A 23,493-nucleotide genomic window follows, 5' to 3' on the forward strand; every position below is an offset into this window, starting at 1 on the left:
TTAGCTGTAACCTGACGAACTGTCAGCAAGCCCCACAGCCTGTGGAGGTACGTGCAGCGATGCCCCTCAAGGACGCCACCGCCATCGTCGGCATCGGGCAGACGCCTTTCGCCAGGCATCTCGACCAGGACGAGAAGACCCTCGCCTGTCGTGCCGTCCTCGCCGCTCTCGACGACGCCGGGATCGACCCGGGTGAGGTCGACGCCCTCGCCTCCTACACCATGGAGGAGACGGAGGAAGTCGAGCTCGCCAAGGCGCTCGGCCTCGGTGATCTCACCTTCTTCAGCAAGGTCGGTTATGGAGGCGGGGGTTCGTGTGCCACCGTCGCCCACCTCGCCTCCGCCATCGCCGCCGGGCAGGCCACGGTGGGCGTCGCCTGGCGGTCGCGGAAGAGGGGGAGTGGGCCGCGGCCCTGGACCAATACCGCTGTGCAGCTGCCCACTCCGGCCCAGTGGACCCGCCCCTTCGGCCTCCTCCGGCCCGTCGACGAGATCGCCATGCTCGCCCGGCGGTACATGCACGAGTACGGCGCCACCCGGGACCACCTCTTCAACGTCGCCCTCGCCTGCCGCAACCGGGCCAACCAGAACCCGGCGGCCGTGATGTACGAACGGCCCCTCACCCGCGAGATGTACATGACCTCCCGCTGGATCAGCGAGCCCCTCTGCCTCTTCGACAACTGCCTCGAGACGGACGGGGCGTTGGCCGTTGTCGTCGTGTCCCGCGAGCGGGCGCGGGACTGCCGCCGCCCGCCCGTCTACGTCCACTCCGCCGCCCAAGGGCTGCCCGCCCAGCACCACGGCATGGTCAACTACTGGAACGACGACCCCCTCACCGGCCCCGCCTGGACCGCCGCCCGGCATCTGTGGAAGCACTCCGACCTCACGCCGGACGACGTCGACGTGGCGCAGATCTATGACGCCTTCACGCCCCTGATACCGCTGTCGCTCGAGGGTTACGGCTTCTGCGCGCGCGGCGAGGGCGGGGCCTTCACCGAGGGCGGGGCGCTGGAGATCGGTGGGCGGCTGCCGCTCAACACCGGGGGCGGTGGGCTCTCCGAGGCGTACGTCCATGGCTTCAACCTCATCACCGAGGGCGTGAAGCAGTTGCGCGGCACCAGCACCGCCCAGATTCCCGGGGCGGCCACCTGCCTCGTCACCGCCGGTGAGGGAGTCCCCACATCCGCGCTGCTGCTGAGGAGTTGAGCGCCAATGCTGACCCCTGTCCTCGACTCCGACGGCGCCCCCTTCTGGGAGTACGCCGCCCTCGGCGAGCTGCGCGTCCAGGCCTGCGCCGACTGCGGCGAACCCCGCTTCCCGCCCCGGCCGTGCTGCCCGCACTGCCGTTCCTTCGAGAGCGAGTGGCGTGCCACCTCCGGGCGCGGGCGCGTCTGGTCGTACGTCGTCCCACACCCCCCGCTCCTGCCGGACTACGCCGCGCAGGCGCCGTACAACGTGATCGTCGTCGAACTCGACGACCTGCCCCGGATACGCCTCGTCGGGAACCTGGTCAGCGAGTCGGGGGCGCCGCTCGACTCCGTGCCGGTGGAGCGGATCCGGATCGGGGCCGGGGTCCAGTTCGTGTACGACGCCGGCAGCGGACTGCCCCGGTGGATCCTGGAGCGGCCGTGAGCACCGTGCGTGTGAGCTCCGACAAGGACACCGGCGTCGCGGTCGTCACCCTCGACCGGCCCGCGCGGCTCAACGCCATCGACCTCACCATGGCCGCCGAACTCGCCGACGTATGGCGTGCGTTGCGGTTCGACGACGCCGTACGGGCCGTCGTGCTGACCGGCGCCGGTGAGCGGGCGTTCTGCACGGGGATCGACCGGGATGCCACCGTGCCGCAGCCCTCTTCGCCGTACATGCAGGACGATCCGCTGCTCGGGGTCGGGCCGAAGGCCAACGACCTGTGGAAGCCGGTCGTCGCGGCCGTCGCCGGGATGGCGTGCGGGGGTGCCTTCTATCTGCTCGGGGAGTGCGAGTTCCTCGTCGCCGACAACACGGCCACCTTCTTCGATCCGCACACCACCTACGGCATGGTCAGCGCGTACGAGTCGGTGCTGATGGCGCAGCGGATGCCGTACGGGGAGGCCGCGCGGATGATGCTCATGGGAACCGCCGAGCGGATCTCCGCGCGACGGGCCTTCGACATCGGGCTCGTCTCCGAACTGACCGAGCCTGGCGGGGCGTTGGCCGCCGCCGCCGTCTGTGCCGAGGTCATCGCCGGGTACCCGGTCGAGGGTGTGCAGGGCACCGTGCGCGCCCTCTGGTCGGCCAAGCAGGTGGCCCGGAGCCAGGGCTTCGCCCAGGCCCCGCACCTCATCGCGCTCGGCAACCTGCCCGCCGATCGCCAGGCGGAGCTGTTCGCCGCGCGACGGTCGGGGGAGTTCCGGACGCGGTGAGCCCATCAGTGGGGTGAGCAGTGCTGCATGGCGACCACCGCCTACCCGGCGTAGCGTCTGCCGTGAGAGCGGTGAACAGGGCTGCTCCCCGCTGTGGCGGCCGCCGTCCGGGACCCCTTCCGTGCGCCCGGTACGACGGCCGTCCCCGGCATCGGCCAAGAGGTGCGCCCGGTACGGCCGTCCCCGCGCGCGCATCACGACGTGCGCGCCGTACCCGTGCCCTTCTCCGCGTCCAGGGCGTAGACGCACCGGTCCTTGCTGCACGCGTACACCACGCCGTCCCTGACGACCGGTGCGCCGGTGATCTCGCCGCCCGTCGCCAGCTTCCAGCGCAGTCGGCCGTCGTCGGCCTTCAGCGTGTACAGCAGGTGGTCCGTCGAGCCGAAGTGGATGCGCCCCTCGGCGACCGTGGGGGTGCCGACGATGTCGCCGCCCGCCTGGAAGCGCCACTTGGGCGTGCCCGTGACGGCGTCCAGGGTGTACAGGCCCTTGCCGCTGCCCACGTGGACGTGGCCCGCGGCGACCAGCACCGGCTCTATGGAGGCGCGGGCCTCGGTGGCGATGCGCCAGCGGTCGCGGCCGTCGGTGGCGTCGAGGGCGTAGACGGTGCCGAGGTAGTCGGCGAGGTAGATGCCGCCGCCGGTCACCGCGGGGCCCGGTGCGAAGGTCGGCGGGGAGAGGAAGACCGCCGGGGCCTCGAAGTGCCAGCGCACCATGCCGGTCGTCGCGTCGACGGCGAGGACACGGGTGCCGGCGGAGACGTAGACGTAGCCGTCGGGGGCGTGGGTGAGGCGGACCGGGACGCCGCCGCAGGAGGCCGCGTCGCCGATGGGGTACGCCCAGCGCTCCTCGCCGGTGCGGGCGTCGAGGGCGCGGAGGCGAGCGTCCTGCCAGACGTAGACGGTGCCGTCGTGGACGGCGGGTCCGGCCTCGGGGGACTCGAAGTCGGTCTGACAGCCGGAGATCTCCCACAGCTTCTGCCCGCCGGCGGCCTCCCAGGCCTGGACGCCGCCGCCACGGGTGCCGGTGACGACCGTGCCCCGGTCGGCCTTCAGCGAATACACCCACGCGTCGGTGGACAGCCGCCACAGGTCGCCGCCCTCGCGGGCGTCCAGGGCGAAGAGGGTGGGGCCGTCGGAGGCGTGGATACGGCCGTCCGCGACCGCCATCGACCAGGCCACGTCCCGCGTCTTGAAGCGGCGGCGGCCGGTGGCGACGTCGAGGGCGTGCACCTCGAAGGAGGTGACGTAGACGAGGTCGCCGTCGACGGAGGGGGTGCCCCACACGTCGTTGGACATGCGGAAGCGCCAGGGACGCCAGCCGGCGGCCGACTCCGGGGGCGCGGGCGGCGCGACCTGCGGTACGGCGGGGTCGGCGCCGTTGACGCCGGGGCGCGGGCGGGACCAGTGGGCGACGAGGCCCGCCTCCGGAGGGGGTGCCTTGACGGCGGCGGCGCGGGCGTCGGCGACGCGCGGTCCGGGGCCGATCGGCACCTGGGCGCCGGCCAGCCGGACCGGTCCGGTGTCGGGCGCACCCACGGGCACAGGGCCGACCGGCACAGGACCCACGGGCACGGGCGCCGGCGCGGTCGGGACCACGGGGTCGTACGCGGGCGGCGGGGGTACGGCCGCGCGGCCACCGCTCACCGGGGCCGGTCTGGGCGCCGGACGGCCGCCGCGCCGGGACTCGATCAGACCGACCGCCTTCTCGGGCAGCCACGCGGACGCCGTACCGCTGTCGTCGGAGCCGGAGCCGAAGAGGTGCGGGGCGAGCTGGGCCTGGAGGTCGGCGGGGTTGGGGCGGGCCGTGGCCTCCATCTGCATGCAGGACTCGATGAGCGGGCGCAGCTCGTCCGGCAGGCCCGCCAGGTCGGGGCCCTCGCGCAGCAGCATGAAGACCGTCTCGACCGGGTTGGCGCCGTGGAAGGGCGGGTGTCCGGTGGCGGCGAAGACCAGCATCGAGCCGAGCGAGAAGACGTCGCTCGCGCCGGTCACGCTGCGCGAGTCCTTGGCCTGCTCCGGGGACATATAGGCCGGGGTGCCGACGGCGACGTTCGTCATCGTCAAACGAGTGTTCGAAACGCCGGATGCGATACCGAAGTCGATGACCCGGGGGCCGTCCTCGACGACGAGCACGTTCGACGGCTTCAGGTCTCTGTGCACCAGCCCGGCGCCGTGGATGGACTGGAGCGCCTCGGCCACGCCCGCCGCGAGCCAGCGCACCGCCTGGGCCGGGAGCGGCCCGCAGTCGTTCACTATCTCCTCGAGGGAGGGCGCGGGGACGTACGCGGTGGCCAGCCACGGCACGGCGGCACGCGGGTCGGCGTCGACGACGGCCGCCGTGTAGAAGCCGGAGACCGCGCGGGCCGCCTCCACCTCGCGCGTGAAGCGGACACGGAACAGCTGGTCCTCGGCGAGCTCGGTCCGGACCGTCTTGATCGCCACGCGCCGCCCGGACGCCGAGCGCGCGAGATAGACCAGCCCCATGCCGCCGGCACCCAGCCGTCCCAGCACCTCGAACGGCCCGATCCGCCGCGGATCGTGCTGCGTCAGCTGATCCACCACTTGCCTGCCACCTCCCCGTACGAGCCGCGTCCACCCACATATGTACGCGACCCAGTGCAGCGTCTCACCACCGCACCGCCGTGGCGGCACGCAACCCCGATTCTTCCTGTCCGAAGACCAGGTTGCGAACCCGGCGACATCATGGGTGTCTCATGACAAGTAAGACATTTCAACGTTGGAGCAGCGCGAAGGACGCCCCCTGATTGTCGGTGACGACCGCCACACGCCCGTACGACGTCTCGAAGGCGGGCGCCTGCACCCGGCCACCAAGGCCCAGCACCGCCTCAGCGGCTTCCCCGACGTCACCGACGCGGAAATGGACGAGGAAGTGCGGCGGCATCTCGGCCGGGAAGACGTCGGAGACGGGCGCGCGGCCGAAGTCGGGCTCGGCGCCGGTGCCGAACAGGGCGTCGTGGAAGAGACCGCCGTAGAAGGTGTTGGCCGCCTCGGTGTCCCGCGCGTACAGCTCCACCCAGGCGAAGGTGCCCACCTCGTGGCGCCGCCCGAACCCCGGATGACTCCCGGCCTGCCACAGCCCGAAGACGGCGCCCTCCGGGTCGGCGGCGAGCGCGAACGTGCCCTGCCCGCCGACCGGCAGCGGCACCATCACCACCTGGCCACCGGCCGCGAGGATCCGCCGGCACAGGGCCTGGGCGTCCGGCGTCGCGAAGTACACCGTCCACACCGTGGGCATGCGCCCGTCGGTCTTGTGCGAGAGCGCGGCGACGGGCGAGCCGTCCCGGTACGCCCACACCGAGGAGTCGTAGGCGTCCTCGAAGGTCCACCCGAAGAGCTCACCGTAGAACCGCCGGCCCGCGGCCACGTCGGGAAGCTGCGCGTCGACCCAGCAGGGGATGCCTTCTCCGTACGTCGCGCCAGACTCCCCTTCGTTCGCCTCTTCGTTCCCGGATGCCCTGTTTTCGGCCATGCCGCCAAAGTAACCGTGCAGCGCGCACCCCGCAGACCGGGCGCACCACTCCCCATACACCCATGCACCCCATTTGCAGTCGGCCGAATCGCGCTCCGATCACCCCTCGGTAAGCTGACGGCATGACAGGACAAGTGCGTACCGTCGACGGCCGCGTGGCCGGCCGACGTGGGCAGGCGACCCGGCAGAAGCTGCTCGACTGCCTCAGCGAGATGCTCAGCTCCTCCCCCTACCGGGACGTCAAGGTCATCGATGTCGCCCGGAAGGCGGGTACTTCGCCCGCGACCTTCTACCAGTATTTCCCGGACGTCGAAGGTGCCGTCCTGGAGATCGCCGAGGAAATGGCCGCCGAGGGCGCCGGGTTGACCGAACTGGTCGCCGGCCGTTCCTGGGCCGGCAAGTCCGGCTGGCAGACCGCGCAGGAACTCGTGGACGGATTCCTTGAGTTCTGGCGCAAGCACGACGCGATCCTGCGCGTCGTCGACCTCGGTGCCGCCGAAGGGGACAAACGGTTCTACAAGATCCGTATGAAGATCCTCAACTCGGTGAACAACTCCCTGTCCGACTCCATCGCCGAGTTGCAGGCCAAGGGCAGGGTCGACAAGGACGTGAACCCGGCGGCTGTCGCGGGCTCGCTGGTGGCGATGCTGGCCGCGGTGGCCGGGCACCAGAAGGGCTTCCAGAGCTGGGGCGTCAAACAGGCCGAACTCAAGCCGAACCTGGCCCTGTTGGTGCACCTGGGCGTGACCGGAAAGAAGCCGACGAAGTAGCCCCGGCCCTCTTACGAGTTCCCAAGTCCTGTCTGACAGGCGGTGGTTCACCAACGTGGACTGCCGCCTGTCGTGCGTGCGGGGCCCTTGTCGTGCGTACGGTCAGACGGCCACCTCGCCGGCCTCGAACAGCCGCGCCGCGTCCGCCGCCCGCGCCCGCAACCGATGCACCGGCCCGAACAGCAGCTCGTCCCCCGCGGCCCGCTTGAAGTACAGATGGGCCTCGTGCTCCCAGGTGAACCCGATCCCGCCGTGCAGCTGGATCCCCTCACCGGCGGCCGTCCGCAGCGCCTCCAGCGCCTGTGCGAGCGCGAGAGGGCCCACCCGCTCCCCGTGCACGGTCGCCCAGGCCGCGTAGTACGCCGCCGACCGAGCGGCCTGCACCTGCACATACACATCGGCCAGCCGGTGCTTCACGGCCTGGAAGGACCCGATCGCCCGCCCGAACTGCTCACGCTGCACGACGTACTCCACGGTCCGCTCCAGAGCCCGCCCGGCGGCCCCGACGGCCTCGGCGGCGAGCACGGTGGCGACGGTGTCTCCGAGGGCGGAGAGGGTGGGGAGGATGTCTCGATCGTCCGCGCCCAGCAACTCGGCTTCGACATCCCGGAGTTGGATACGCCCCTGGGGCCGGGTGGCGTCGAGGGCGGTCTGCCGGGTCCGTACGACCCCTGCCGCGTCCCCGGCCACGAGGAAGAGCAGCGTGCGTGACCGCGCGAACCCCCCGACATGGGCGGCGACGACGAGCAGCCCGGCGCTGTGCCCGTCCAGCACCTGGGCGACTTCTCCGTACAAGCGCCACCCGCGCCCGGTCTGCCGCGCCTGAACGCCTCCCGCCCGGCCTCCACCCGCCCAGTCACCACCATTTCCCCCGGTCAGGGCGAGGACGGCGGCCAGGGCGGTGCCGGGCACGGCGAGGGTGGCGGTGAGCGCGCCGGCGGCGAGGCGGGGCAGGAGACGGGAGCGCTGGGCGTCGGTGCCGAGGGCGAGGACCAGGGGCGCGGCGAGGACGCAGGTGGCGAGCAGGGGGGAGGGTGCGAGGGCACGCCCCGTCTCCTCGCAGGCAAGGGCGAGTTCGGTCACCGAGCAGCCGACACCGCCGTACGCCTCCGGGAGGGAGAGCCCGGGCAGGCCGAGCTGATCGGCGAGGGCGGTCCACAGGACGGGATCGTGGCCCTCCGGACTGTCGAGGGCGGTACGCAGCTCCTCCGGGCCGCAGCGTTTGTGGAGCAGTTCGCGCAGGGTGCGGCGGATCTCGTCCTGCTCGGCGGTGAGACGACTGTCCATGGCTCTGCCCTCCACATCTGATGTACCGTCAGATTTATGTCACAAGTCAACGCAGGCCGGAAGGTGGCGGCGGTCGGAGTGGCTCTCTCCGACTGCGGCCGCGTGGACGACACGACCCCGTACGCCCTGCACGCCCAGGCGGCCCGCCGGGCCCTGGCGGACGCCGGCCTCGACCGCTCCGTGGTGGACGGCTTCGCCTCGGCGGGCCTGGGAACCCTGGCCCCGGTGGAGGTGGCGGAGTACCTGGGCCTGCGACCCACCTGGGTCGACTCCACGTCCGTGGGCGGCTCGACCTGGGAGGTCATGGCGGCGCACGCGGCGGACGCGATAGCGGCGGGGCACGCGAATGCGGTGCTGCTGGCGTACGGCTCGACGGCACGGGCGGATGTGAAGGCGGGCCGGCGGACGGGGAACCTCTCCTTCGGCGCCGGCGGGCCCTTGCAGTTCGAGGTCCCGTACGGCCACACGCTGATCGCCAAGTACGCGATGGCGGCGCGGCGGCACATGATCGAGTTCGGGACGACGATCGAGCAGTTGGCGGAGGTCGCGGTGCAGGCCCGGTCCAACGCGGCCCTGAACCCGGACGCGATGTTCCGCGACCCGATCACGGTGGACGACGTCCTCTCCGGCCCGATGATCGCCGACCCCTTCACCAAGCTGCACTGCTGCATCCGCTCGGACGGCGGGGCGGCGGTGCTGCTGGCCGGGGAGGACGTCGTACGAGACTGCCGTACGGCGCCCGTCTGGATCCTCGGCACCGGGGAGCATGTCTCGCACGCGGCGATGTCGGAGTGGCCGGACTTCACGGTGTCACCGGCGGCAGTGAGCGGCCGGCTGGCGTTCGAGCGGGCCGGGGTGAGTCCCGAGGAGATCGACTTCGCGGAGATCTACGACGCGTTCACGTACATGACGCTGGTGACGCTGGAGGACCTGGGGTTCTGCGGGAAGGGGGAGGGGGGCGCGTTCGTGGAGAAGGGACGGCTGCTGGTGCGGGGAGGGGGGCTGCCGGTGAACACGGACGGGGGTGGACTGTCGGCCCAACACCCCGGTATGCGGGGGCTGTTCCTGCTGGTGGAGGCGGTACGGCAGCTTCGGGGGGAGAGTGGGGAGCGGCAAGTACGGGTGGGGGGTGGCGAGTTGCCCCGGCTCGGAGTGGCGTCCGGAACCGGGGGGTGGTTCTGCTCCTCGGGGACGGTGGTGTTGGGGCGTTAGGGGTTGGCGAACGGCTGGGCGAAAAGGCTGTTCCAGGGACGGTCACCGCGTCCGCCTGCTCGGCGTGAACGGTCCGGTCTCGGGGGCCACGCATGCGTCGACGATGGTCTCCTCGCCGGCCGCCGAGCCATCCATGCAGAGCCGGCCGCCCTTGACGCGCAGGTCGAGGAAGAACCGCGTGGTCGCGCCGGACTGCTTGAGGCCGTGGATGCGTTCGTCAATGTAGCCGAGGTCGTTCAGGGTCTTTTGGACCTGGTCGGGTGTGGGATCGGCCAGGCCCAAGAGCGCCTGGGTGATGCGCTCCTCGTGAAGGGTGCTCGCACACCAATCGGCAGCATCCAATTCCAGTTCCACTGCCCGCGTGGGGGCGCGTGGCCCCTCCAGAGCGTCGGTCGCGGGATCGTCGGTCGGCAGCGGTTCCTTCGACGGGGCGTCCGACGGGCATGATCGCGCAACCTTGTTCAGCATCGCGGTGAAAGCGGCCTGTTGATCCGAATCGGACGGCGCCTCGGTGCGCTCGGCGCTGACGGCGTCGGCGGGCTTGCCGTGCGATCCGGCGGCACTTGTCGTCTCGGTGCCGCAGGCGGTAAGTGCCAGAGCGGCGAGTGCCGTTACCGCGAGGGCGAGCCTCCAGCGGCGCGGGGAGCGGGCAACCGTGCTGGTCAGGTCAGGGATTCGTGTCATGCGCACAGCCTCGGGCCAAGCCCCCCGCTGCACATGAGTACGTGTACTCAACTGCGCAGCTTGCGCCCCAGTGCGGGGCGCCGGAGCCATACTCGGCTCATGGCAGCAACGGATCTTGACGAGCTCCTGAGGTCACTGCGGGTGTGGGCGCCGGGGGCGACGGAGCTACGGCCCTTCGACCCGGCGTCGGCACCGGAGGAGCCGCTTCCCCTGTTCACGAGGTGGTTCGCGGAGGCGGTGGCGGCGGGGCAGCCGGAGCCGCACACGATGTCGCTGGCGACGACGGACGAGGAGGGCCGGGCGGACGTACGGATCGTGATGCTGCACGGGGCGGACGAGGAGGGCTGGTCGTTCGCGACGCACGCGACGAGCAGGAAGGGGCGCGAGCTGAGTGCGCACCCGTACGCGGCGCTGGGGTTCTACTGGCCGGTGCTGGGCCGCCAGGTGCGGGTGCGGGGGCCGGTGACGTCGGCGCCGTCGGAGGAGAGCCAGGCGGACCTGCACGCGCGGTCGACGGGGGCGTTGGCGGCGGCGCTGACGGGGCGGCAGAGCGAAGTGCTGGGGTCGGTGGAGGAGTTGAGGCGGGAGTCGGAGGCGGCGTGGGAGAGGGCCCGGGAGAACCCGACGACGCCGTCCCCGACGTGGACCTTGTACCGACTGGCACCGGAGGAGGTGGAGTTCTTCCAGGGGGACGCGGATCGCAGGCACGTGCGCGTGCTGTACCAGAGGGGGGAGAAAGGCTGGCGCCGCGAGCTGCTGTGGCCGTGAGCCGGAAGGTCACCGTGAGCCGCCGGCTTCTTCCTCAGTGTCGTGCTTCCACGCCCCCGAAGTCGTACACCGTGAAGTCCGCAACGCCCCGGTACCCGATCCGCTGGTACAGGCCGTTGCTCGTCGGGTTGGCGAGGTCCGTGAAGAGGAGTACCTCGTGCGTCCCGGCATTCAGTGCCCTCCGGCTCACCTCCGCAGTGACCGCTCCCGCGTAGCCCCTGCCGCGCAGGTCCGCCGGGGTGTAGACCGCGGCCACCCTGACCTGGCCCCCGACGCGCGTGGTCAGGCTCGCCATCGCCGTCGGGGTGCCGTCGGGGGTCTCCCAGAGCGTGATGCCGTCGTGGGCCAGGCGGGCGTCGGTCCACTCGGCGGGGGACAGCAGGCCCGGCTGCCCTACGGCCGTGCAGAACTCCTCGATCCAGCGCATCACCAGGTCTCGGTCCCGGTCCTCGGCCAGCCGTGACCGCCCCTCGGGTGCCGGCTCGGGGATCACCAACTCGCCCAGGCAATAAAGCCGTTGGCGCTGGTGGACGCTCACCGGCTCCCCCGCCGACCGCTCCCACGCCGTCGCGAACGCCGCCGCCGTGTCACGTTCCCCCGAGACCCCGAGGAGCTGGTGGCCGAGTCCGAGAAGGCGCGTCGCCAGCGCTTCCGCCTCCTCCGGCCTCAGCCCCGTGACGTTCAGCGGGTGCGGCGGGGTGTGGAAGAAGGTCGCCCGGACGTTGCCGTCATCCTCCCTGAGCAGGCCGAAGAGGGGCGCCTCCGTGCCGTAGATGTGCAGTCCTCGGGTGCGGAGCGCGTCGGTCACCGTCAGGGGGACCGTGTGCAGGGCCGGGCGGGAGTGCAGGAAATCGCCCGCTCGGGAGAGGAAGTCGTCCAGGTCTTCGGTGAGGTGCCAGTCATCGGGGCGCATGCCTCATCGTCGGCTCAGCTCACCGGTCGGAACAACGGAATTCCCTCGCGGCCCTCCCGAAAGCACACCTCCAGCTCCATACCCGGCCGTATCCGGGACGCCTCGCAGTCCACCAGTTCGGTCATCATCCGCGGACCCTCGGCCAGGTCGACCACCGCCGCCACGTACGATGTGCGCTCCGGGAAGGGCGGGAGGTCGTTCCGGTGGACGATCGACCATGTGTAGAGGCTCGCCCGGCCGCTCGCCCGCTCCCAGCTCACGTCCTCGCTCCAGCAGTGCGGGCAGAACTCCCGCGGGTAGTGGTGCGCCCGGCCGCACGTCCCGCAGCGCCGCACGAGCAGTCGGCCCTCCGCCGCCGCGTCCCAGTAGGGCGTGGTGAAGGCGTCCGGCTCCGGGACGTCGAACCGTCCCGTCATCCGAACCACCCCAACACCTCGTCCACCGACCACGTCTGCCACGCCATCCCGAACAGTCCCACCACCGAGATCAGCGCCATCATCGAGTTCTGACCCTGTTCCGCCCAGTCGTGGATCATGAGCGTGAAGTAGAGGAGGTTCAGCAGCAGGCCTCCGACCAGGGCGACGGGGGTGAGGAAACCCAGGATCAGGCCGAGCCCCAGGGCCAACTCCGCGTAGACCACGACGTACGCCATCAACCTCGGCCGGGGTTCGACCACCTTGGCGAAGCCCGAACGGACCGGCCCCCACCGGTGTTTCGCCGCCACGTCCGCCGCCCATGCGATGCCGGTCCCCCGCTCGAACCACGCCTTCTTGTCCTTGTGCCGCCAGCTCTCCAGCCACCACAGCCCGAGGCCTATGCGCAGTACGGCCAGCCACTCCGCACCGGTGAGCCAGATCGTGTCCATGGACTCTCCCCGCACCGCTCGTCATATCTGACGGTACGTCAGTTCAGCGGACGCGAGGCGGTCGCGCAAGACCGGAGGAGCACAGCCGAGTGCCCTACGTCACAAATCCCACTCACTCCTCCTACATGCGTGATCAATCCGCAACCAATTCCGGTCTTGACCGAGACCCATCAACCGGGCGCGTGATTACGCTCGCGCTCATGGCCGACTCCACTCTGTCCACGAATCCCACCGACCGTCCCGTATACGTCATCGGCGCCGGGCCGGGCGGCCTCGCCGTCGCGTACGCGCTGCGGGCTCGCGGCATACGAGCCGTGGTCCTGGAGAAGGCCGAGGACGTGGGTTCCTCCTGGCGGCGCCACTACGACCGGCTCCATCTGCACACCACCCGCCGTCTGTCCGGCCTGCCCGGGCTGCCGATGCCGCGCCGGTTCGGGCGGTGGGTGTCGCGGGACGACGTGGTGCGGTACCTGGAGAAGTACGCCGAGTTCCATGAGCTGGAGATCGTCACCGGCGTCGAGGTGACGCGCGTCGACCGCTCGGCCGACGGTGCCGGCTGGCTGCTGCGCGCCTCCGGCGGACGCGAGCTGACCGGTGCCGCCGTGGTCGTCGCCACCGGGTTCAACCACACTCCGCGCATCCCGGAGTGGGCCGGGCGCGACACGTACACCGGCGAGTTCCTGCACGCCGGTGACTACCGGAACGCCACGCCCTTCGCCGGCCGGGACGTCCTCGTCGCCGGTGTCGGCAACACCGGTGCGGAGATCGCCGTGGACCTGGTGGAAGGGGGCGCCTCGCGCGTACGGCTGTCCGTGCGCACCGCCCCGCACATCGTGCGGCGGTCGACCGCCGGGTGGGCCGCGCAGTACACGGGTGTCCTGGTACGGCGGCTGCCCGTCGGCCTCGTCGACCGGCTCGCCCGGCCGATGTCGAAGCTCAGCGTGCCCGACCTGGCCGAGCACGGGCTGCCGCGCCCCGACACCGGGCTGTACAGCCGGGTCAAGGACGGAGCCATCCCCGTGCAGGACGTCGGTCTCATCGATGCCGTGCGCAAGGGGCGTGTCGAGGTCGTGGCCGCCGTCGACTCGTTCGAGGACGGGAAGGTCGTCCTCGCCGACGGCAGCCGCGTCTCGCCCGACGCCGTGATCGCCGCCACCGGGTACGTCCGTGCACTGGACGGCCTCGTCGGCCACCTCGGCGTGCTCGACGGGCGCGGCAGACCGGTCGCCCACGGCGCCCGCACCCCGGCGGACGCCCCCGGCCTGTACTTCACCGGCTTCACCAACCCCATCAGCGGCATGTTCCGCGAGCTGGCGATCGACGCGGAGAAGATCGCGAAGGCGGTCACGCGGGGCGCGGCGGGGCGGATATCCCAGCTTCCCGTGCAGTAGGCGAGGGGTTCTGCCTGTTCGGCGACTTTGCCTGCAGACCCGTTCCTGACACAGCGTCAGTTCAGTAATCTGAGAAATACCTGACGCTGCGTCAGTTCACGTGCTGTCACACAGGAGCGGGCGGACCGATGCTTGGATCAACCCACGGCACCCTCACCACCGACTCCCGCCGGGCCCGGGCTATCGCCTGCGGCGAGCAGCGCCCCGGGCCCGCCGTACACGATCAGGTGGACGACACCGACGTCAGCGGGCGCCCGCTGTACGCCGCCGTACCTGATCTGGACCGGTTCTTCCGGCCCGAGTCCGTCGCCGTGGTCGGCGCCTCGGACGCCGAGGGACGGCCCAACACCGGTATCACCCGGCAGCTCCTGTCCTGGGCCGAGCGGGTGGGGGCGCGGGTCCATCCGGTGCATCCCACCCGGCCGTCGGTCTTCGGGATCCCCTGCTCGCCCTCCGTCGCCGAGCTGCCCGAGCAGGTCGACCTCGCTGTGCTGCTGGTCGCGGACCCGCTGCCGGTGGTCGGGGAACTCGCCGAGGCCAAGGTCAGGTTCGCCGTCGCCTTCGCCTCCGGGTTCGCGGAGACCGGTGAGGCCGGGGCCGCCGTACAGGACCAACTGGCCGCCGCCGCACGGAAGGCCGGGCTGCGGCTGCTCGGGCCGAACACCAACCTCAACGCCTTCGAGCGGTTCCGGGACGACCTGGAGGGGCCGGCGATCGCGCTCATCACCCAGTCCGGGCACCAGGGTCGGCCCGTGTTCGCCCTCCAGGAGCTGGGCATCCGCCTCTCGCACTGGGCGCCGACAGGCAACGAGGCCGACCTGGAGACCGCCGACTTCATCTCCTGGTTCGCCGAACGGCCCGAGGTCGGCGCCATCGCCTGCTACGTCGAGGGGTTGAAGGACGGCCGCTCCTTCCTGCTCGCCGCCGACCGCGCCGCCCGCCGCAAGGTGCCGGTCGTCGCGGTGAAGGTCGGGCGCACCGAGGCCGGCGCCCGCACCGCCGTCTCGCACACCGGCAAGCTGACCGGCGCGGACGACGTGGTCGACGCGGCGATGCGGCAGTACGGCGTGATCCGCGTCGACGGTCTCGACGAACTCCAGGACACCGCCGCCCTGTTGGCGCGGGCGCGGGCTCCCCGGGCCGAGGGCGTCGTCGTCTACTCGATCTCGGGCGGCACGGGCGCGCACGTTGCCGACCTGGCCGCCGAGGCCGGGCTCCAGCTGCCCGCCCTGTCGTCGACCAAGCAGGCCGAGCTGCACCAGTGGATACCCGAGTACCTGAGCGTGGCCAACCCCGTCGACAACGGTGGCCATCCGGTCGGGGACGCGCGCGGACGGAAGATCATCGACGCGATCCTCGCCGACCCTGCGGTCGGCGTGCTGATCTGCCCGATCACCGGGCCCTTCCCGCCGCTCAGCGACCGGCTCGTGCGGGACCTGGTGGAGGCGGCGGAGACCACGGACAAGCTGGTGTGCGTGGTGTGGGGGTCGCCGGTCGGCACCGAGCCGGCGTACCGCGACGTACTGCTCGGCTCCTCCCGTGTGGCCACCTTCCGGACCGTCGGCAACTGCCTCACCGCCGTCCGCGCCTACCTGGGCCACCACCGCTTCGTCCGTGATTACCACTCCCCCTTCGACGAGGCCCCGCGCACTCTCTCGCCCTCCTTCCGCAAGGCAGCGGCGCTGATGCGGTCCGGGCAGCAACTGAGCGAGCACGCGGCGAAGCAGCTCCTGCGCGCGTACGGCATCCGGGTGCCGCGCGAGCAACTGGTGACCAGCGCGGCAGGCGCCGTGCGCGCGGCGGCACAGGTCGGCTATCCGGTGGTGATGAAGGCGTCCGGCGCGCAGATCGCCCACAAGACCGAGCTGGGCCTGGTGAAGATCGGGCTCACGTCGGCCAGCCAAGTGCGGGACGCCTACCGCGAGTTGACCGACATCGCCCGCTACGAGGGCGTCTCGCTGGACGGTGTCCTGGTGTGCCAGATGATCGAGCGGGGCGTGGAGATGGTCGTCGGGGTCACCCACGACGAGCTGTTCGGGCCGACGGTGACCGTGGGGCTGGGCGGGGTGCTCGTCGAGGTCCTGCGGGACGCGGCCGTGCGCGTGCCGCCGTTCGGCGAGGAGCAGGCCCGGGACATGCTCGCCGAACTGCGCGGCCGGGCCCTGTTGGATGGGGTCCGGGGCCGGCCGCCCGCCGACCTCGATGCGCTCGTCGAGGTCGTCCTGCGGGTGCAGCGCATGGCCCTGGAGCTGGGCGACGACCTCGCGGAACTGGACATCAACCCGCTGGTGGTACTGGACCGGGGGCAGGGCGCGGTGGCGCTGGACGCGTTGGTGGTGTGCCGATGACGGGCGAGGAGACAGGGGTACGGCACGAGGTGCGCGACCATGTCTCGTACCTCACCCTCGATCGGCCCGAGGCGCTGGGCGCCCTCACGCCCGAGATGCGCGAACGGATCATCCGGCTCCTGGCGGCGGCGACCTCCGACCCCGACGTGCGGGCCGTGGTCCTCACGGGGACTGGGCGCGGTTTCTGCGCGGGCGCGGATCTGCGGGGCGGTGCCGGCACCGGTGAGCGGGTGGCCGGTGACGTCGCCCGCATGCTCCGGGTCGGCGCCCAGCGGCTGACCGCCGCCGTCCTGGACTGCGAGAAACCGGTGATCGCGGCCGTGAACGGTACGGCGGCCGGGCTCGGCGCGCATCTCGCGCTCGCCTGTGACCTCGTGCTCGCCGCCGAATCGGCCCGGTTCATCGAGGTGTTCGTACGGCGCGGGCTCGTGCCGGACGGCGGCGGCGCCTATCTGCTGCCGCGGCTGATCGGCCCGCAGCGCGCCAAGGAGCTGATGTTCTTCGGCGACGCGCTCTCGGCGCCGGACGCGGAACGGCTCGGGCTGGTCAACCGGGTCGTATCGGACGGGGAGTTGGCCAAGACGGCCGGGGAGTGGGCGGCACGGCTCGCGGCGGGGCCCACGCGCGCGCTCGCCCTGACCAAGCAGCTCGTGAACGCCTCCCTCGAAAGCGACCGGGCCACGGCGTTCGCCGCGGAGGCCGCCGCCCAGGAGATCAACATGATGACGGCGGACGCACGGGAGGGCCTCCAGGCCTTCGTGGAGCGCAGGAGCCCCGAGTTCGGGGGACGGTGAGAAGGGTTGCCGTCTGAGCTTCCCACCTGACGCGCCGTCAGCTTCAATGGGCAGCGTGATGGGACATGCAGGGGCGGCCGCCGCAGCCGTTCGTTACCTCAGGTCGGAACACCGGTCCCCCGGGGTCGAGCCGCTTCCGCGCCCCGAGTTGCGGTGCGTCCGGGACGATGAGCGGGCGCCGGTGGAGCAGGCCGAGTTCCGGCGTGTGCTGGGGAGCTTCGCCACCGGCGTGACCGTGGTGACGGCACCCGCCTCCGACGGCGAGGACGGTCCCGCCGGGTTCGCGTGCCAGTCCTTCTCCTCCCTCTCCCTCGACCCGCCCCTCGTCGTGTTCCTGGTGGGCCGTACGTCGACGACGTGGCCGCGCATCGCCCGCGCGGGCGTCTTCTGCGTCAACGTCCTGGAGGCCGGGCAGGGGGAGCTGTGCCGTGCCTTCGCGGTGCGGGGCGCGGACAAGTTCGCAGGCGTCGAGTACGACGAGGCACCCGTCTCCGGTTCCCCGCGCCTGACCGGCACGCTCGCGTGGATCGACTGCACCGTCCACGCGGTGCACACCGGCGGCGACCATCTGATCGTCGTGGGACGGGTGGACGCCCTGGGGACGGCCGACACCGATGCGGCTCCCCTGCTGTTCCACAAGGGGCGCTTCCTCTAAGCCGCGACCGGCACCGGGGCCGGGACCGCCGGCCGTCGCCGGATGACGAGCGCCATCAGGGCCGCCGCCGCGCACAGGGTGCCGGAGGCGTACCAGACCATGTCGTACGAGCCGAAGACGTCCCGGGTGACACCGCCGAGGAAGGCGACGAGGGCCGCGCCGACCTGGTGGGAGGCCAGGACCCAGCCGAAGACGATGGCGCTGTCCTCGCCGTAGTGCTCCCGGCACAGGGCCAGGGTGGGCGGGACCGTGGCGACCCAGTCGAGGCCGTAGAAGACGATGAAGAAGATCATCGGGGGGTGGACCGACGGCGCGAGCAGCATCGGGAGGAACAGGAGCGAGATGCCGCGCAGGGCGTAGTACATGGCGAGCAGGCGGCGCGGTTCGAAGCGGTCGGTGAACCAGCCGGAGGCGATCGTGCCGACCACGTCGAACACGCCGATGACCGCGAGCAGCGAGGCCGCCGCCGTGATGGGCATGCCGTGGTCGTGGGCCGCGGGCACGAAGTGGGTCTGGATCAGGCCGTTGGTGGAGGCGCCGCAGATCGCGAAGGTGCCGGCGAGCAGCCAGAAGGGGCCGGTGCGGACGGCGGAGGACAGCACCCTGAGGGTGCGGCGGGCGGCGCCGGTGACCGGGGCCGGCTTGGGCACGAACTCCTTGGCGCCGTACGGCTTCAGGCCCACGTCTGCCGGGTGGTCGCGCAGCAGCAGCCAGACGAAGGGGACGACAGCGAGGGCGGCCAGGGCGACCGTGACGGCTGCCGGGCGCCAGTCGTACGTCTCGACCATCCAGGACAGCAGCGGCAGGAAGATCAGCTGGCCGGAGGCGGACCCGGCGGTGAGGATGCCGCTGACCAGGCCGCGGCACGCGGTGAACCAGCGGTTGGTGACCGTCGCGGCGAAGGCGAGCGCCATGGAGCCGGAGCCGAGGCCGACCAGCAGGCCCCAGCACAGGAGCAGCTGCCAGGCCGCCGTCATCCACACCGTCAGGCCCGAGCCGACCGCGATCACGGTGAGCGCGACCGCCACCACCCGGCGGATACCGAAGCGGTCCATCAGCGCGGCGGCGAACGGGGCAGTGAGCCCGTACAGCGCGAGGTTGATGGAGACGGCGGCGCCGATCGTGCCGCGCGACCAGCCGAAGTCCTGGTGCAGCGGGTCGATGAGGAGGCCGGGCAGCGAGCGGAAGGCGGCCGCGCCGATGATCGTGACGAAAGTGACGGCGGCCACGAACCACGCGCGGTGCACCGACGGGCGGCGGGATCGGGAGGGCTTCGGCTGCTCTGCGGCGGCTGTGGCTTCGCTTGTCTGAGTCACGTCATAGAGCTTCCGATACGGTTTCCCCTTCATCGAGTGGCCCGAAGGACAGCATTCGTTAGGATCGGGCCATGAGCAGTGAGCCGGAGTTCCGCCCGCACCGCGTCGTCGTCCTCGCCCTGGACGGGCTGCTGCCCTTCGAGTTGGGCATCCCGCACCGGATCTTCGGCCGCCCCAAGGACGAGCGGGGGCGGCACCTGTACGAGGTCGTCACGTGCTCGGTCCGGCCGCCGGGCCCGGTCGAGACGGACGCCGACTTCTCCATCCACGTCGCACACGGCCCCGAGGCGCTGGCCACCGCCGACACGGTCGTCATCCCGGCTTCGTACGAACTGGGCCCGGTCTTCGAGGAGGGCACCCTGACGGACGAACTGGCCGCTGCCCTGGCCCGCATCCGCCCCGGCACCCGGCTCGCCTCCATCTGCACCGGTGTGTACGTCCTCGCCGCCGCCGGTCATCTCGACGGCCGCCCGGCGACCACGCACTGGGCCGACGCCGACCACTTCCAGCGGATGTTCCCGCGGATCAAGGTGGACGCCGATGTCCTGTTCATCGACGACGGCGACGTGCTGACCTCCGCGGGGGTCGCCGCCGGGATCGACCTGTGCCTGCACATCGTGCGCCGCGACCACGGCACCGCGGTCGCCAACGAGGTGGCCCGCCGCACCGTCGTACCGCCGCACCGCGACGGCGGTCAGGCGCAGTACATCCACCGCCCGGTGCCGGACCCGCAGATGGCCACCACGACCGCCGCCCGTGCCTGGGCGCTGGGCCGGCTGCGAGAGCCGATCCAGCTGCGCGACCTGGCCGAGCAGGAGGCCATGTCGGTGCGCACCTTCACCCGCCGCTTCCGCGAGGAGGTCGGCGTCAGCCCCGGCCAGTGGCTCACCCAGCAGCGCGTCGAACGCGCCCGGCATCTGCTGGAGTCCACCGACCTGTCCGTCGACCAGGTGGCCCGGGACGCGGGCTTCGGCGCGGCCCAGTCGATGCGCCAGCACCTACAGACGGCGCTCGGCGTCACTCCCACCGCCTACCGCCGGACCTTCCGGGCCGGAGGCAACGGAGTCAACGGTGTCGAGGACCACGAGCGGGTCGCCGGCCCGCGCTGAGCGGTCGATACGGCGCTCGCCCCACCAGCCGACCGCCGTGAGCGTCAGGGTCAGCGCGACCCCCGCGAGGATCGCCGTGGACGGTGCGGCCACCTGGAGCAGGGCACCGGCGAGGGAGCCCGTGCCCGCGTAACCGGCGCCTACAGCCGCGTACATGACCGAGTAACCGGCGGCCAGCGCGCCCGACGGCAGGGCCTCGCGCAGGGAGAGGTTACGGGTGAGCATCGCACCCGCCTGGAGCAGCCCCGCCAGTGCCAGCGCGACCGCGATGCCGGGCGCTCCGGGTATCAGTGCGACCAGGGCCACCGCCGCGGCCATCCCGCAGATCAGTACCGCGCTGCGGGTGCGCAGCAGCCCCGGCCAGGACCGGGCGCCGTACACGAACGCGCCGACGGCGGAGGCCACCGACATCGCGGTGAGCAGCGGTCCGGCCCAGCCGACGCCTATGCCGCGCTGTTCGAGCAGGGCGGGCAGGACGAGTTCGGCGAGGGCCAGCAGGGACAGGCTCGCGGCGCCGGTCACGTACACCGGCCAGGCGCGGGCGAGGATGCGGAACTTCGACGTGCCGTCCTGTTCCGGCTCGCCGGCCGCCCAGCCCTCGGGCAGGAACCACAGGCCCGCGACCGCCGCGGCCATCAGCGCGGCCTCCAGCAGGAGCGGGACGCGCGGGGCGACCCCGAGGGCGAGGCCGGTGACGGCGGCCGGGGAGACGGCCCAGACGGCGAACGTGAGCATCGACTCGGCGGACAGCGCCTGCGCCGCCGCGCGCTCCGGGACCAGGGAGGTGAGCAGGGTGCGCAGCCCGCCGGGCGCCGCGGCGGGGGCGGCTCCGGCGAGGAAGGCGAAGGCGCCGAGTATGACGGGGTGCGCGCCGGGGAACGCGCCGAGTCCTGCGAAGCCGACGGCTCCACCGGCGAGTCCGGCGGCCAGTTGGGGCCGGGCCCGCTCGGCCCTGAGACGCATACCGAGCACCGGCGCGCCGACGATCTCGCCGATCACATAGGCGGCGGCGAGGGCGGCGCCCAGGGAGTAACCGCCGGAGCGTTCACGGACCAGGAAGACCAGGGCCAGCGGGGCCATGGCGACCGGCATCCGGGCACCAATGGCGACGCAGGCCCAGGTCAGGACCTGTTTGGAGGCGACTTCGCGGTAGCTCATGCGACGACCGTAGGGGGCGGCATCGACAACGGGCGACGGAATTCCCCCGGCCTGTGGACAACTTCATCAACCCGCGAGGCCCGCGCCCTCAAAAGGTGAGCACCCCGCGGGCGACCCGCCCCGCCTCCGCGTCCGCCCGCGCCTTCTCGAAGTCCTCCACCGGATAGGTCGCGGTGACCAACTCGTCGAGCAGCAACCGCCCTTGACGGTACAGCTCGGCGTACAGGGCGATGTCGCGCTGGGGGCGCGAGGAGCCGTAGCGGCAGCCGAGGATCGACTTGTCCAGGTACATGGAGGAGACCAGGAAGGACGCCTCGGCCGTGGCCGGCGGGACCCCGAGCAGGATCGCCTGGCCGTGCCGGTCGAGGAGGTCGATCGCCTGACGGATCAGCTCGACGCGGCCGACGCACTCGAAGGCGTGGTCGACGCCGGTCGGTAGCAGCTCGCGCACCCCCTCGGTCGAGGTCAGGAAGTCGGTCGCGCCGAACTGCCGGGCCACCGTCTCCTTCGCCGGGTTGGCGTCCACGGCCACGATCCGCAGCGCGCCCGCGATGCGCGCGCCCTGGATGACGTTCAGCCCGATCCCGCCGGTGCCGATGACCAGCACGCTGTCCCCCCGGTCCACACGGGCCCGGTTGAGGACCGCACCCACTCCGGTCAGGACCCCGCACCCGATCAGCGCGGCCGACGGCAGCGGGATGTCCTTCGGGATGCGGACCGCCTGCACCGCCTTGACGACCGTACGTTCCGCGAAGGCCGAGTTGGAGGCGAACTGGTGTACCAGCCCGGCGCCGCGCGTGAACGGCTTCCCCGGCCGGCCGATCGCCTGACGGCACATCGTCGGGCGGCCCCGGTCGCACTCCGGGCACGTGCCGCAGTTCGCGAGCGTGGACAGGGCCACGTGGTCGCCGGGCGCGACATGCGTGACACCCGCGCCGACCGCCTCCACCACCCCGGCGCCCTCGTGGCCCAGCACGACCGGCACCGGGAAGGGGATGGTCCCGTCCACCACCGACAGATCGCTGTGGCACAGCCCGGCCGCCGAGACCGCGACCAGCACCTCACCCGGCCCCGGATCCCGTACCTGCAGGTCGTCCACGACCCGCACCTGCTTGCCGTCGAACACCACACCGCGCATCACACGACCCCCTTCGGCTCCTTCGGCAGACCGAGCACCCGCTCGGCGATGATCGTGCGCTGCACCTGATCCGAGCCGCCGTAGATGGTGTCGGCCCGGGAGAAGAGGAACAGATGCTGGTCCGCGTCGAGTTCGTACGGCGCCGACGGCGACCAGTCGGCCGGCCCCACCCCCGCCGCCGCACCACGCACCCGCACGGCCAGCTCACCCAGCCGCTGATGCCAGCCGGCCCAGAGCAGCTTGGCCGCGCTCGGGGCACCCGCGTCGCCCGAACCCCCCAGCGTGCGCAGGGCGTTCCAGCGCATGACCCGCAACTCGGCCCACTGCCGCACGAGGCTGTCCCGTACGACGGGATCGTCGGCCGCACCCGTCTCGACGGCGGTCCGCACGACGCGCTCCAACTCCCGTGCGAATCCGATCTGCTGGGCGAGCGTGGACACACCCCGCTCGAAGCCGAGCAGACTCATGGCCACCCGCCAGCCCTCCCCCGCGCGACCGACGACATGCTCGGCACGCGCGTGTGCACCGTCGAAGAAGACCTCGTTGAAGTCACTCGTGCCGGTCAACTGCCGGATGGGCCGCACCTCGATGCGCCCCGGCTGGTCCATGGGCACGAGCAGAAAACTCAGCCCGTGATGCCGACGCGACTCCGGTTCGGTACGCGCCAGCACGAAGCACCAGTCGGCCTCGTGGGCGAGCGAGGTCCAGATCTTCTGGCCGGTGACGCGGTAGTGCGCCCCCTCACGGACCGCCGCCGTACGCACTCCGGCCAGATCCGACCCGGCGCCGGGTTCGCTGTAGCCCTGACACCAGAGCTCGTCACCGGCCGCGATGGGCGGCAGAAAACGGCACTTCTGGTCTGCCGTGCCGTGGCCGATGAGGGTGGGCGCGAGGAGGTTCTCCCCGATGTGCCCGGAGCGCGGGGGCGCCCCGGACCGCGCGTACTCCTCGGCCCAGGCGACCTGTTGAGTGAGGGTGGTGGTGCGATTGCCGTAACCGCCCTCGGGCCAACCGATCCCGATCCAGCCGGCGGCGCCGAGGGCACGTTCCCAGGTACGACGGTCCCGAGTGCGCCCAACGTTGCCCGCAAGCCAGTCACGGGCTTCGACGCGGAACGCCTCGTCTTCCACGGTGAACCCGAAGTCCATTGGGGCCTCCTTTGTAATCACCGGCTCACTGCCACGCCCCG

22 protein-coding genes are annotated in these 23,493 nt (G+C 71.9%); 11 read left to right on the forward strand and 11 right to left on the reverse strand.

The window, feature by feature from the left end:
* The first annotated feature begins 59 nt into the window (after positions 1-59).
* The 3 genes from ACFYXB_RS31065 to ACFYXB_RS31075 are packed head-to-tail and all read left to right on the forward strand — an operon-like array spanning position 60 to position 2,404.
* Positions 60-1,205, forward strand: a complete 1,146-nt coding sequence (locus ACFYXB_RS31065; RefSeq protein WP_389587953.1) for a lipid-transfer protein — start codon at positions 60-62, stop codon at positions 1,203-1,205.
* Positions 1,206-1,211: 6 nt separating this feature from the next.
* A complete protein-coding gene (locus ACFYXB_RS31070) occupies positions 1,212-1,631 on the forward strand; it encodes a Zn-ribbon domain-containing OB-fold protein (protein WP_389587955.1) in 420 nt (139 codons plus the stop codon).
* A complete protein-coding gene (locus ACFYXB_RS31075; protein WP_389587957.1) occupies positions 1,628-2,404 on the forward strand; it encodes an enoyl-CoA hydratase/isomerase family protein in 777 nt (258 codons plus the stop codon). Before ACFYXB_RS31070 ends, ACFYXB_RS31075 begins: the two co-directional genes overlap by 4 nt.
* 194 nt (positions 2,405-2,598) lie before the next feature.
* On the opposite strand, the gene ACFYXB_RS31080 is transcribed toward ACFYXB_RS31075, so the two are convergent.
* Positions 2,599-4,968 (reverse strand): PQQ-binding-like beta-propeller repeat protein, encoded by a 2,370-nt coding sequence (locus ACFYXB_RS31080; RefSeq protein WP_389587959.1) that lies wholly within the window; start codon positions 4,966-4,968, stop codon positions 2,599-2,601.
* Positions 4,969-5,137: 169 nt separating this feature from the next.
* Positions 5,138-5,896, reverse strand: a complete 759-nt coding sequence (locus ACFYXB_RS31085; protein ID WP_389587961.1) for a VOC family protein — start codon at positions 5,894-5,896, stop codon at positions 5,138-5,140.
* Between the two features lie 122 nt (positions 5,897-6,018).
* On the opposite strand from ACFYXB_RS31085, the gene ACFYXB_RS31090 reads away from it, so the two are divergent.
* Entirely contained in the window at positions 6,019-6,666 is a 648-nt protein-coding gene (locus tag ACFYXB_RS31090; protein WP_351345570.1) for a TetR family transcriptional regulator, read from the forward strand.
* 102 nt (positions 6,667-6,768) lie between these two features.
* Here ACFYXB_RS31090 and ACFYXB_RS31095 read toward each other — a convergent pair whose 3' ends face one another.
* Positions 6,769-7,953 carry an acyl-CoA dehydrogenase family protein gene (locus ACFYXB_RS31095; RefSeq protein WP_389587963.1) on the reverse strand — a complete coding sequence of 395 codons (1,185 nt, stop codon included), beginning with the start codon at positions 7,951-7,953 and terminating at the stop codon, positions 6,769-6,771.
* A 36-nt stretch (positions 7,954-7,989) separates the two neighbouring features.
* On the opposite strand from ACFYXB_RS31095, the gene ACFYXB_RS31100 reads away from it, so the two are divergent.
* Positions 7,990-9,165, forward strand: coding sequence for an acetyl-CoA acetyltransferase (locus ACFYXB_RS31100; protein ID WP_389587965.1), 1,176 nt, complete (start codon positions 7,990-7,992; stop codon positions 9,163-9,165).
* Between the two features lie 42 nt (positions 9,166-9,207).
* On the opposite strand, the gene ACFYXB_RS31105 is transcribed toward ACFYXB_RS31100, so the two are convergent.
* Positions 9,208-9,855, reverse strand: a complete 648-nt coding sequence (locus ACFYXB_RS31105) for a hypothetical protein (RefSeq protein ID WP_389587966.1) — start codon at positions 9,853-9,855, stop codon at positions 9,208-9,210.
* 93 nt (positions 9,856-9,948) lie between these two features.
* On the opposite strand from ACFYXB_RS31105, the gene ACFYXB_RS31110 reads away from it, so the two are divergent.
* Positions 9,949-10,617: a pyridoxal 5'-phosphate synthase gene (locus ACFYXB_RS31110; RefSeq protein WP_389587968.1), complete on the forward strand. Its 669-nt coding sequence runs from the start codon at positions 9,949-9,951 to the stop codon at positions 10,615-10,617.
* Positions 10,618-10,651: 34 nt separating this feature from the next.
* Here the strand turns inward: ACFYXB_RS31110 and ACFYXB_RS31115 are convergent, their stop codons facing one another.
* From ACFYXB_RS31115 to ACFYXB_RS31125, 3 genes are read right to left on the reverse strand one after another with little or no spacing between them, the layout of a single operon-like run.
* Positions 10,652-11,530, reverse strand: coding sequence for a GNAT family N-acetyltransferase (locus ACFYXB_RS31115; RefSeq protein ID WP_389587970.1), 879 nt, complete (start codon positions 11,528-11,530; stop codon positions 10,652-10,654).
* A gap of 14 nt (positions 11,531-11,544) precedes the next feature.
* The gene (locus ACFYXB_RS31120) at positions 11,545-11,946 is read right to left on the reverse strand and encodes a Zn-ribbon domain-containing OB-fold protein (protein WP_389587972.1); all 402 of its coding nucleotides are present in this window, start codon (positions 11,944-11,946) and stop codon (positions 11,545-11,547) included.
* Positions 11,943-12,395: a DoxX family protein gene (locus ACFYXB_RS31125; RefSeq protein ID WP_389587974.1), complete on the reverse strand. Its 453-nt coding sequence runs from the start codon at positions 12,393-12,395 to the stop codon at positions 11,943-11,945. The genes ACFYXB_RS31120 and ACFYXB_RS31125 overlap by 4 nt, the downstream gene beginning before the upstream one ends.
* Positions 12,396-12,595: 200 nt before the next feature.
* On the opposite strand from ACFYXB_RS31125, the gene ACFYXB_RS31130 reads away from it, so the two are divergent.
* The 4 genes from ACFYXB_RS31130 to ACFYXB_RS31145 all read left to right on the forward strand — a co-directional run bounded on the left by ACFYXB_RS31130 (position 12,596) and on the right by ACFYXB_RS31145 (position 17,583).
* Positions 12,596-13,786, forward strand: a complete 1,191-nt coding sequence (locus ACFYXB_RS31130) for a flavin-containing monooxygenase (RefSeq protein WP_389587976.1) — start codon at positions 12,596-12,598, stop codon at positions 13,784-13,786.
* A gap of 128 nt (positions 13,787-13,914) precedes the next feature.
* The gene (locus tag ACFYXB_RS31135; RefSeq protein ID WP_389587978.1) at positions 13,915-16,134 is read left to right on the forward strand and encodes an acetate--CoA ligase family protein; all 2,220 of its coding nucleotides are present in this window, start codon (positions 13,915-13,917) and stop codon (positions 16,132-16,134) included.
* Positions 16,131-16,928, forward strand: a complete 798-nt coding sequence (locus ACFYXB_RS31140; protein ID WP_389587980.1) for an enoyl-CoA hydratase/isomerase family protein — start codon at positions 16,131-16,133, stop codon at positions 16,926-16,928. Before ACFYXB_RS31135 ends, ACFYXB_RS31140 begins: the two co-directional genes overlap by 4 nt.
* 58 nt (positions 16,929-16,986) lie before the next feature.
* Entirely contained in the window at positions 16,987-17,583 is a 597-nt protein-coding gene (locus ACFYXB_RS31145; RefSeq protein WP_389588033.1) for a flavin reductase family protein, read from the forward strand.
* On the opposite strand, the gene ACFYXB_RS31150 is transcribed toward ACFYXB_RS31145, so the two are convergent.
* A complete protein-coding gene (locus ACFYXB_RS31150; RefSeq protein ID WP_389587982.1) occupies positions 17,580-18,899 on the reverse strand; it encodes an MFS transporter in 1,320 nt (439 codons plus the stop codon). The two genes, ACFYXB_RS31145 and ACFYXB_RS31150, sit on opposite strands and share 4 nt — an antisense overlap.
* A gap of 71 nt (positions 18,900-18,970) precedes the next feature.
* Between ACFYXB_RS31150 and ACFYXB_RS31155 the strand changes: the two genes are divergently transcribed.
* Entirely contained in the window at positions 18,971-20,008 is a 1,038-nt protein-coding gene (locus ACFYXB_RS31155) for a GlxA family transcriptional regulator (RefSeq protein ID WP_389587984.1), read from the forward strand.
* On the opposite strand, the gene ACFYXB_RS31160 is transcribed toward ACFYXB_RS31155, so the two are convergent.
* From ACFYXB_RS31160 to ACFYXB_RS31170, 3 genes are all read right to left on the reverse strand, one after another.
* A complete protein-coding gene (locus ACFYXB_RS31160; RefSeq protein ID WP_389587986.1) occupies positions 19,898-21,166 on the reverse strand; it encodes an MFS transporter in 1,269 nt (422 codons plus the stop codon). The two genes, ACFYXB_RS31155 and ACFYXB_RS31160, sit on opposite strands and share 111 nt — an antisense overlap.
* 88 nt (positions 21,167-21,254) lie before the next feature.
* Positions 21,255-22,304 (reverse strand): Zn-dependent alcohol dehydrogenase, encoded by a 1,050-nt coding sequence (locus tag ACFYXB_RS31165; RefSeq protein WP_389587988.1) that lies wholly within the window; start codon positions 22,302-22,304, stop codon positions 21,255-21,257.
* Entirely contained in the window at positions 22,304-23,452 is a 1,149-nt protein-coding gene (locus ACFYXB_RS31170; RefSeq protein WP_389587989.1) for an acyl-CoA dehydrogenase family protein, read from the reverse strand. Before ACFYXB_RS31170 ends, ACFYXB_RS31165 begins: the two co-directional genes overlap by 1 nt.
* Positions 23,453-23,493: the final 41 nt, after the last annotated feature.

Source organism: Streptomyces sp. NPDC002619 (assembly GCF_042889305.1).
Classification (GTDB): domain Bacteria; phylum Actinomycetota; class Actinomycetes; order Streptomycetales; family Streptomycetaceae; genus Streptomyces.

Excerpts from the sequence above, each read along its gene's own strand:
- ACFYXB_RS31065 (WP_389587953.1), top strand. The coding sequence starts at position 60 with ATGCCCCTCAAGGACGCCACCGCCATCGTCGGCATCGGGCAGACGCCT.
- ACFYXB_RS31070 (WP_389587955.1), top strand. The coding sequence starts at position 1,212 with ATGCTGACCCCTGTCCTCGACTCCGACGGCGCCCCCTTCTGGGAGTAC.
- ACFYXB_RS31085 (WP_389587961.1), bottom strand. The coding sequence starts at position 5,896 with ATGGCCGAAAACAGGGCATCCGGGAACGAAGAGGCGAACGAAGGGGAG.
- ACFYXB_RS31090 (WP_351345570.1), top strand. The coding sequence starts at position 6,019 with ATGACAGGACAAGTGCGTACCGTCGACGGCCGCGTGGCCGGCCGACGT.
- ACFYXB_RS31095 (WP_389587963.1), bottom strand. The coding sequence starts at position 7,953 with ATGGACAGTCGTCTCACCGCCGAGCAGGACGAGATCCGCCGCACCCTG.
- ACFYXB_RS31100 (WP_389587965.1), top strand. The coding sequence starts at position 7,990 with ATGTCACAAGTCAACGCAGGCCGGAAGGTGGCGGCGGTCGGAGTGGCT.
- ACFYXB_RS31110 (WP_389587968.1), top strand. The coding sequence starts at position 9,949 with ATGGCAGCAACGGATCTTGACGAGCTCCTGAGGTCACTGCGGGTGTGG.
- ACFYXB_RS31115 (WP_389587970.1), bottom strand. The coding sequence starts at position 11,530 with ATGCGCCCCGATGACTGGCACCTCACCGAAGACCTGGACGACTTCCTC.
- ACFYXB_RS31120 (WP_389587972.1), bottom strand. The coding sequence starts at position 11,946 with ATGACGGGACGGTTCGACGTCCCGGAGCCGGACGCCTTCACCACGCCC.
- ACFYXB_RS31125 (WP_389587974.1), bottom strand. The coding sequence starts at position 12,395 with ATGGACACGATCTGGCTCACCGGTGCGGAGTGGCTGGCCGTACTGCGC.
- ACFYXB_RS31130 (WP_389587976.1), top strand. The coding sequence starts at position 12,596 with ATGGCCGACTCCACTCTGTCCACGAATCCCACCGACCGTCCCGTATAC.
- ACFYXB_RS31135 (WP_389587978.1), top strand. The coding sequence starts at position 13,915 with ATGCTTGGATCAACCCACGGCACCCTCACCACCGACTCCCGCCGGGCC.
- ACFYXB_RS31140 (WP_389587980.1), top strand. The coding sequence starts at position 16,131 with ATGACGGGCGAGGAGACAGGGGTACGGCACGAGGTGCGCGACCATGTC.
- ACFYXB_RS31145 (WP_389588033.1), top strand. The coding sequence starts at position 16,987 with ATGGGACATGCAGGGGCGGCCGCCGCAGCCGTTCGTTACCTCAGGTCG.
- ACFYXB_RS31155 (WP_389587984.1), top strand. The coding sequence starts at position 18,971 with ATGAGCAGTGAGCCGGAGTTCCGCCCGCACCGCGTCGTCGTCCTCGCC.
- ACFYXB_RS31160 (WP_389587986.1), bottom strand. The coding sequence starts at position 21,166 with ATGAGCTACCGCGAAGTCGCCTCCAAACAGGTCCTGACCTGGGCCTGC.
- ACFYXB_RS31165 (WP_389587988.1), bottom strand. The coding sequence starts at position 22,304 with ATGCGCGGTGTGGTGTTCGACGGCAAGCAGGTGCGGGTCGTGGACGAC.
- ACFYXB_RS31170 (WP_389587989.1), bottom strand. The coding sequence starts at position 23,452 with ATGGACTTCGGGTTCACCGTGGAAGACGAGGCGTTCCGCGTCGAAGCC.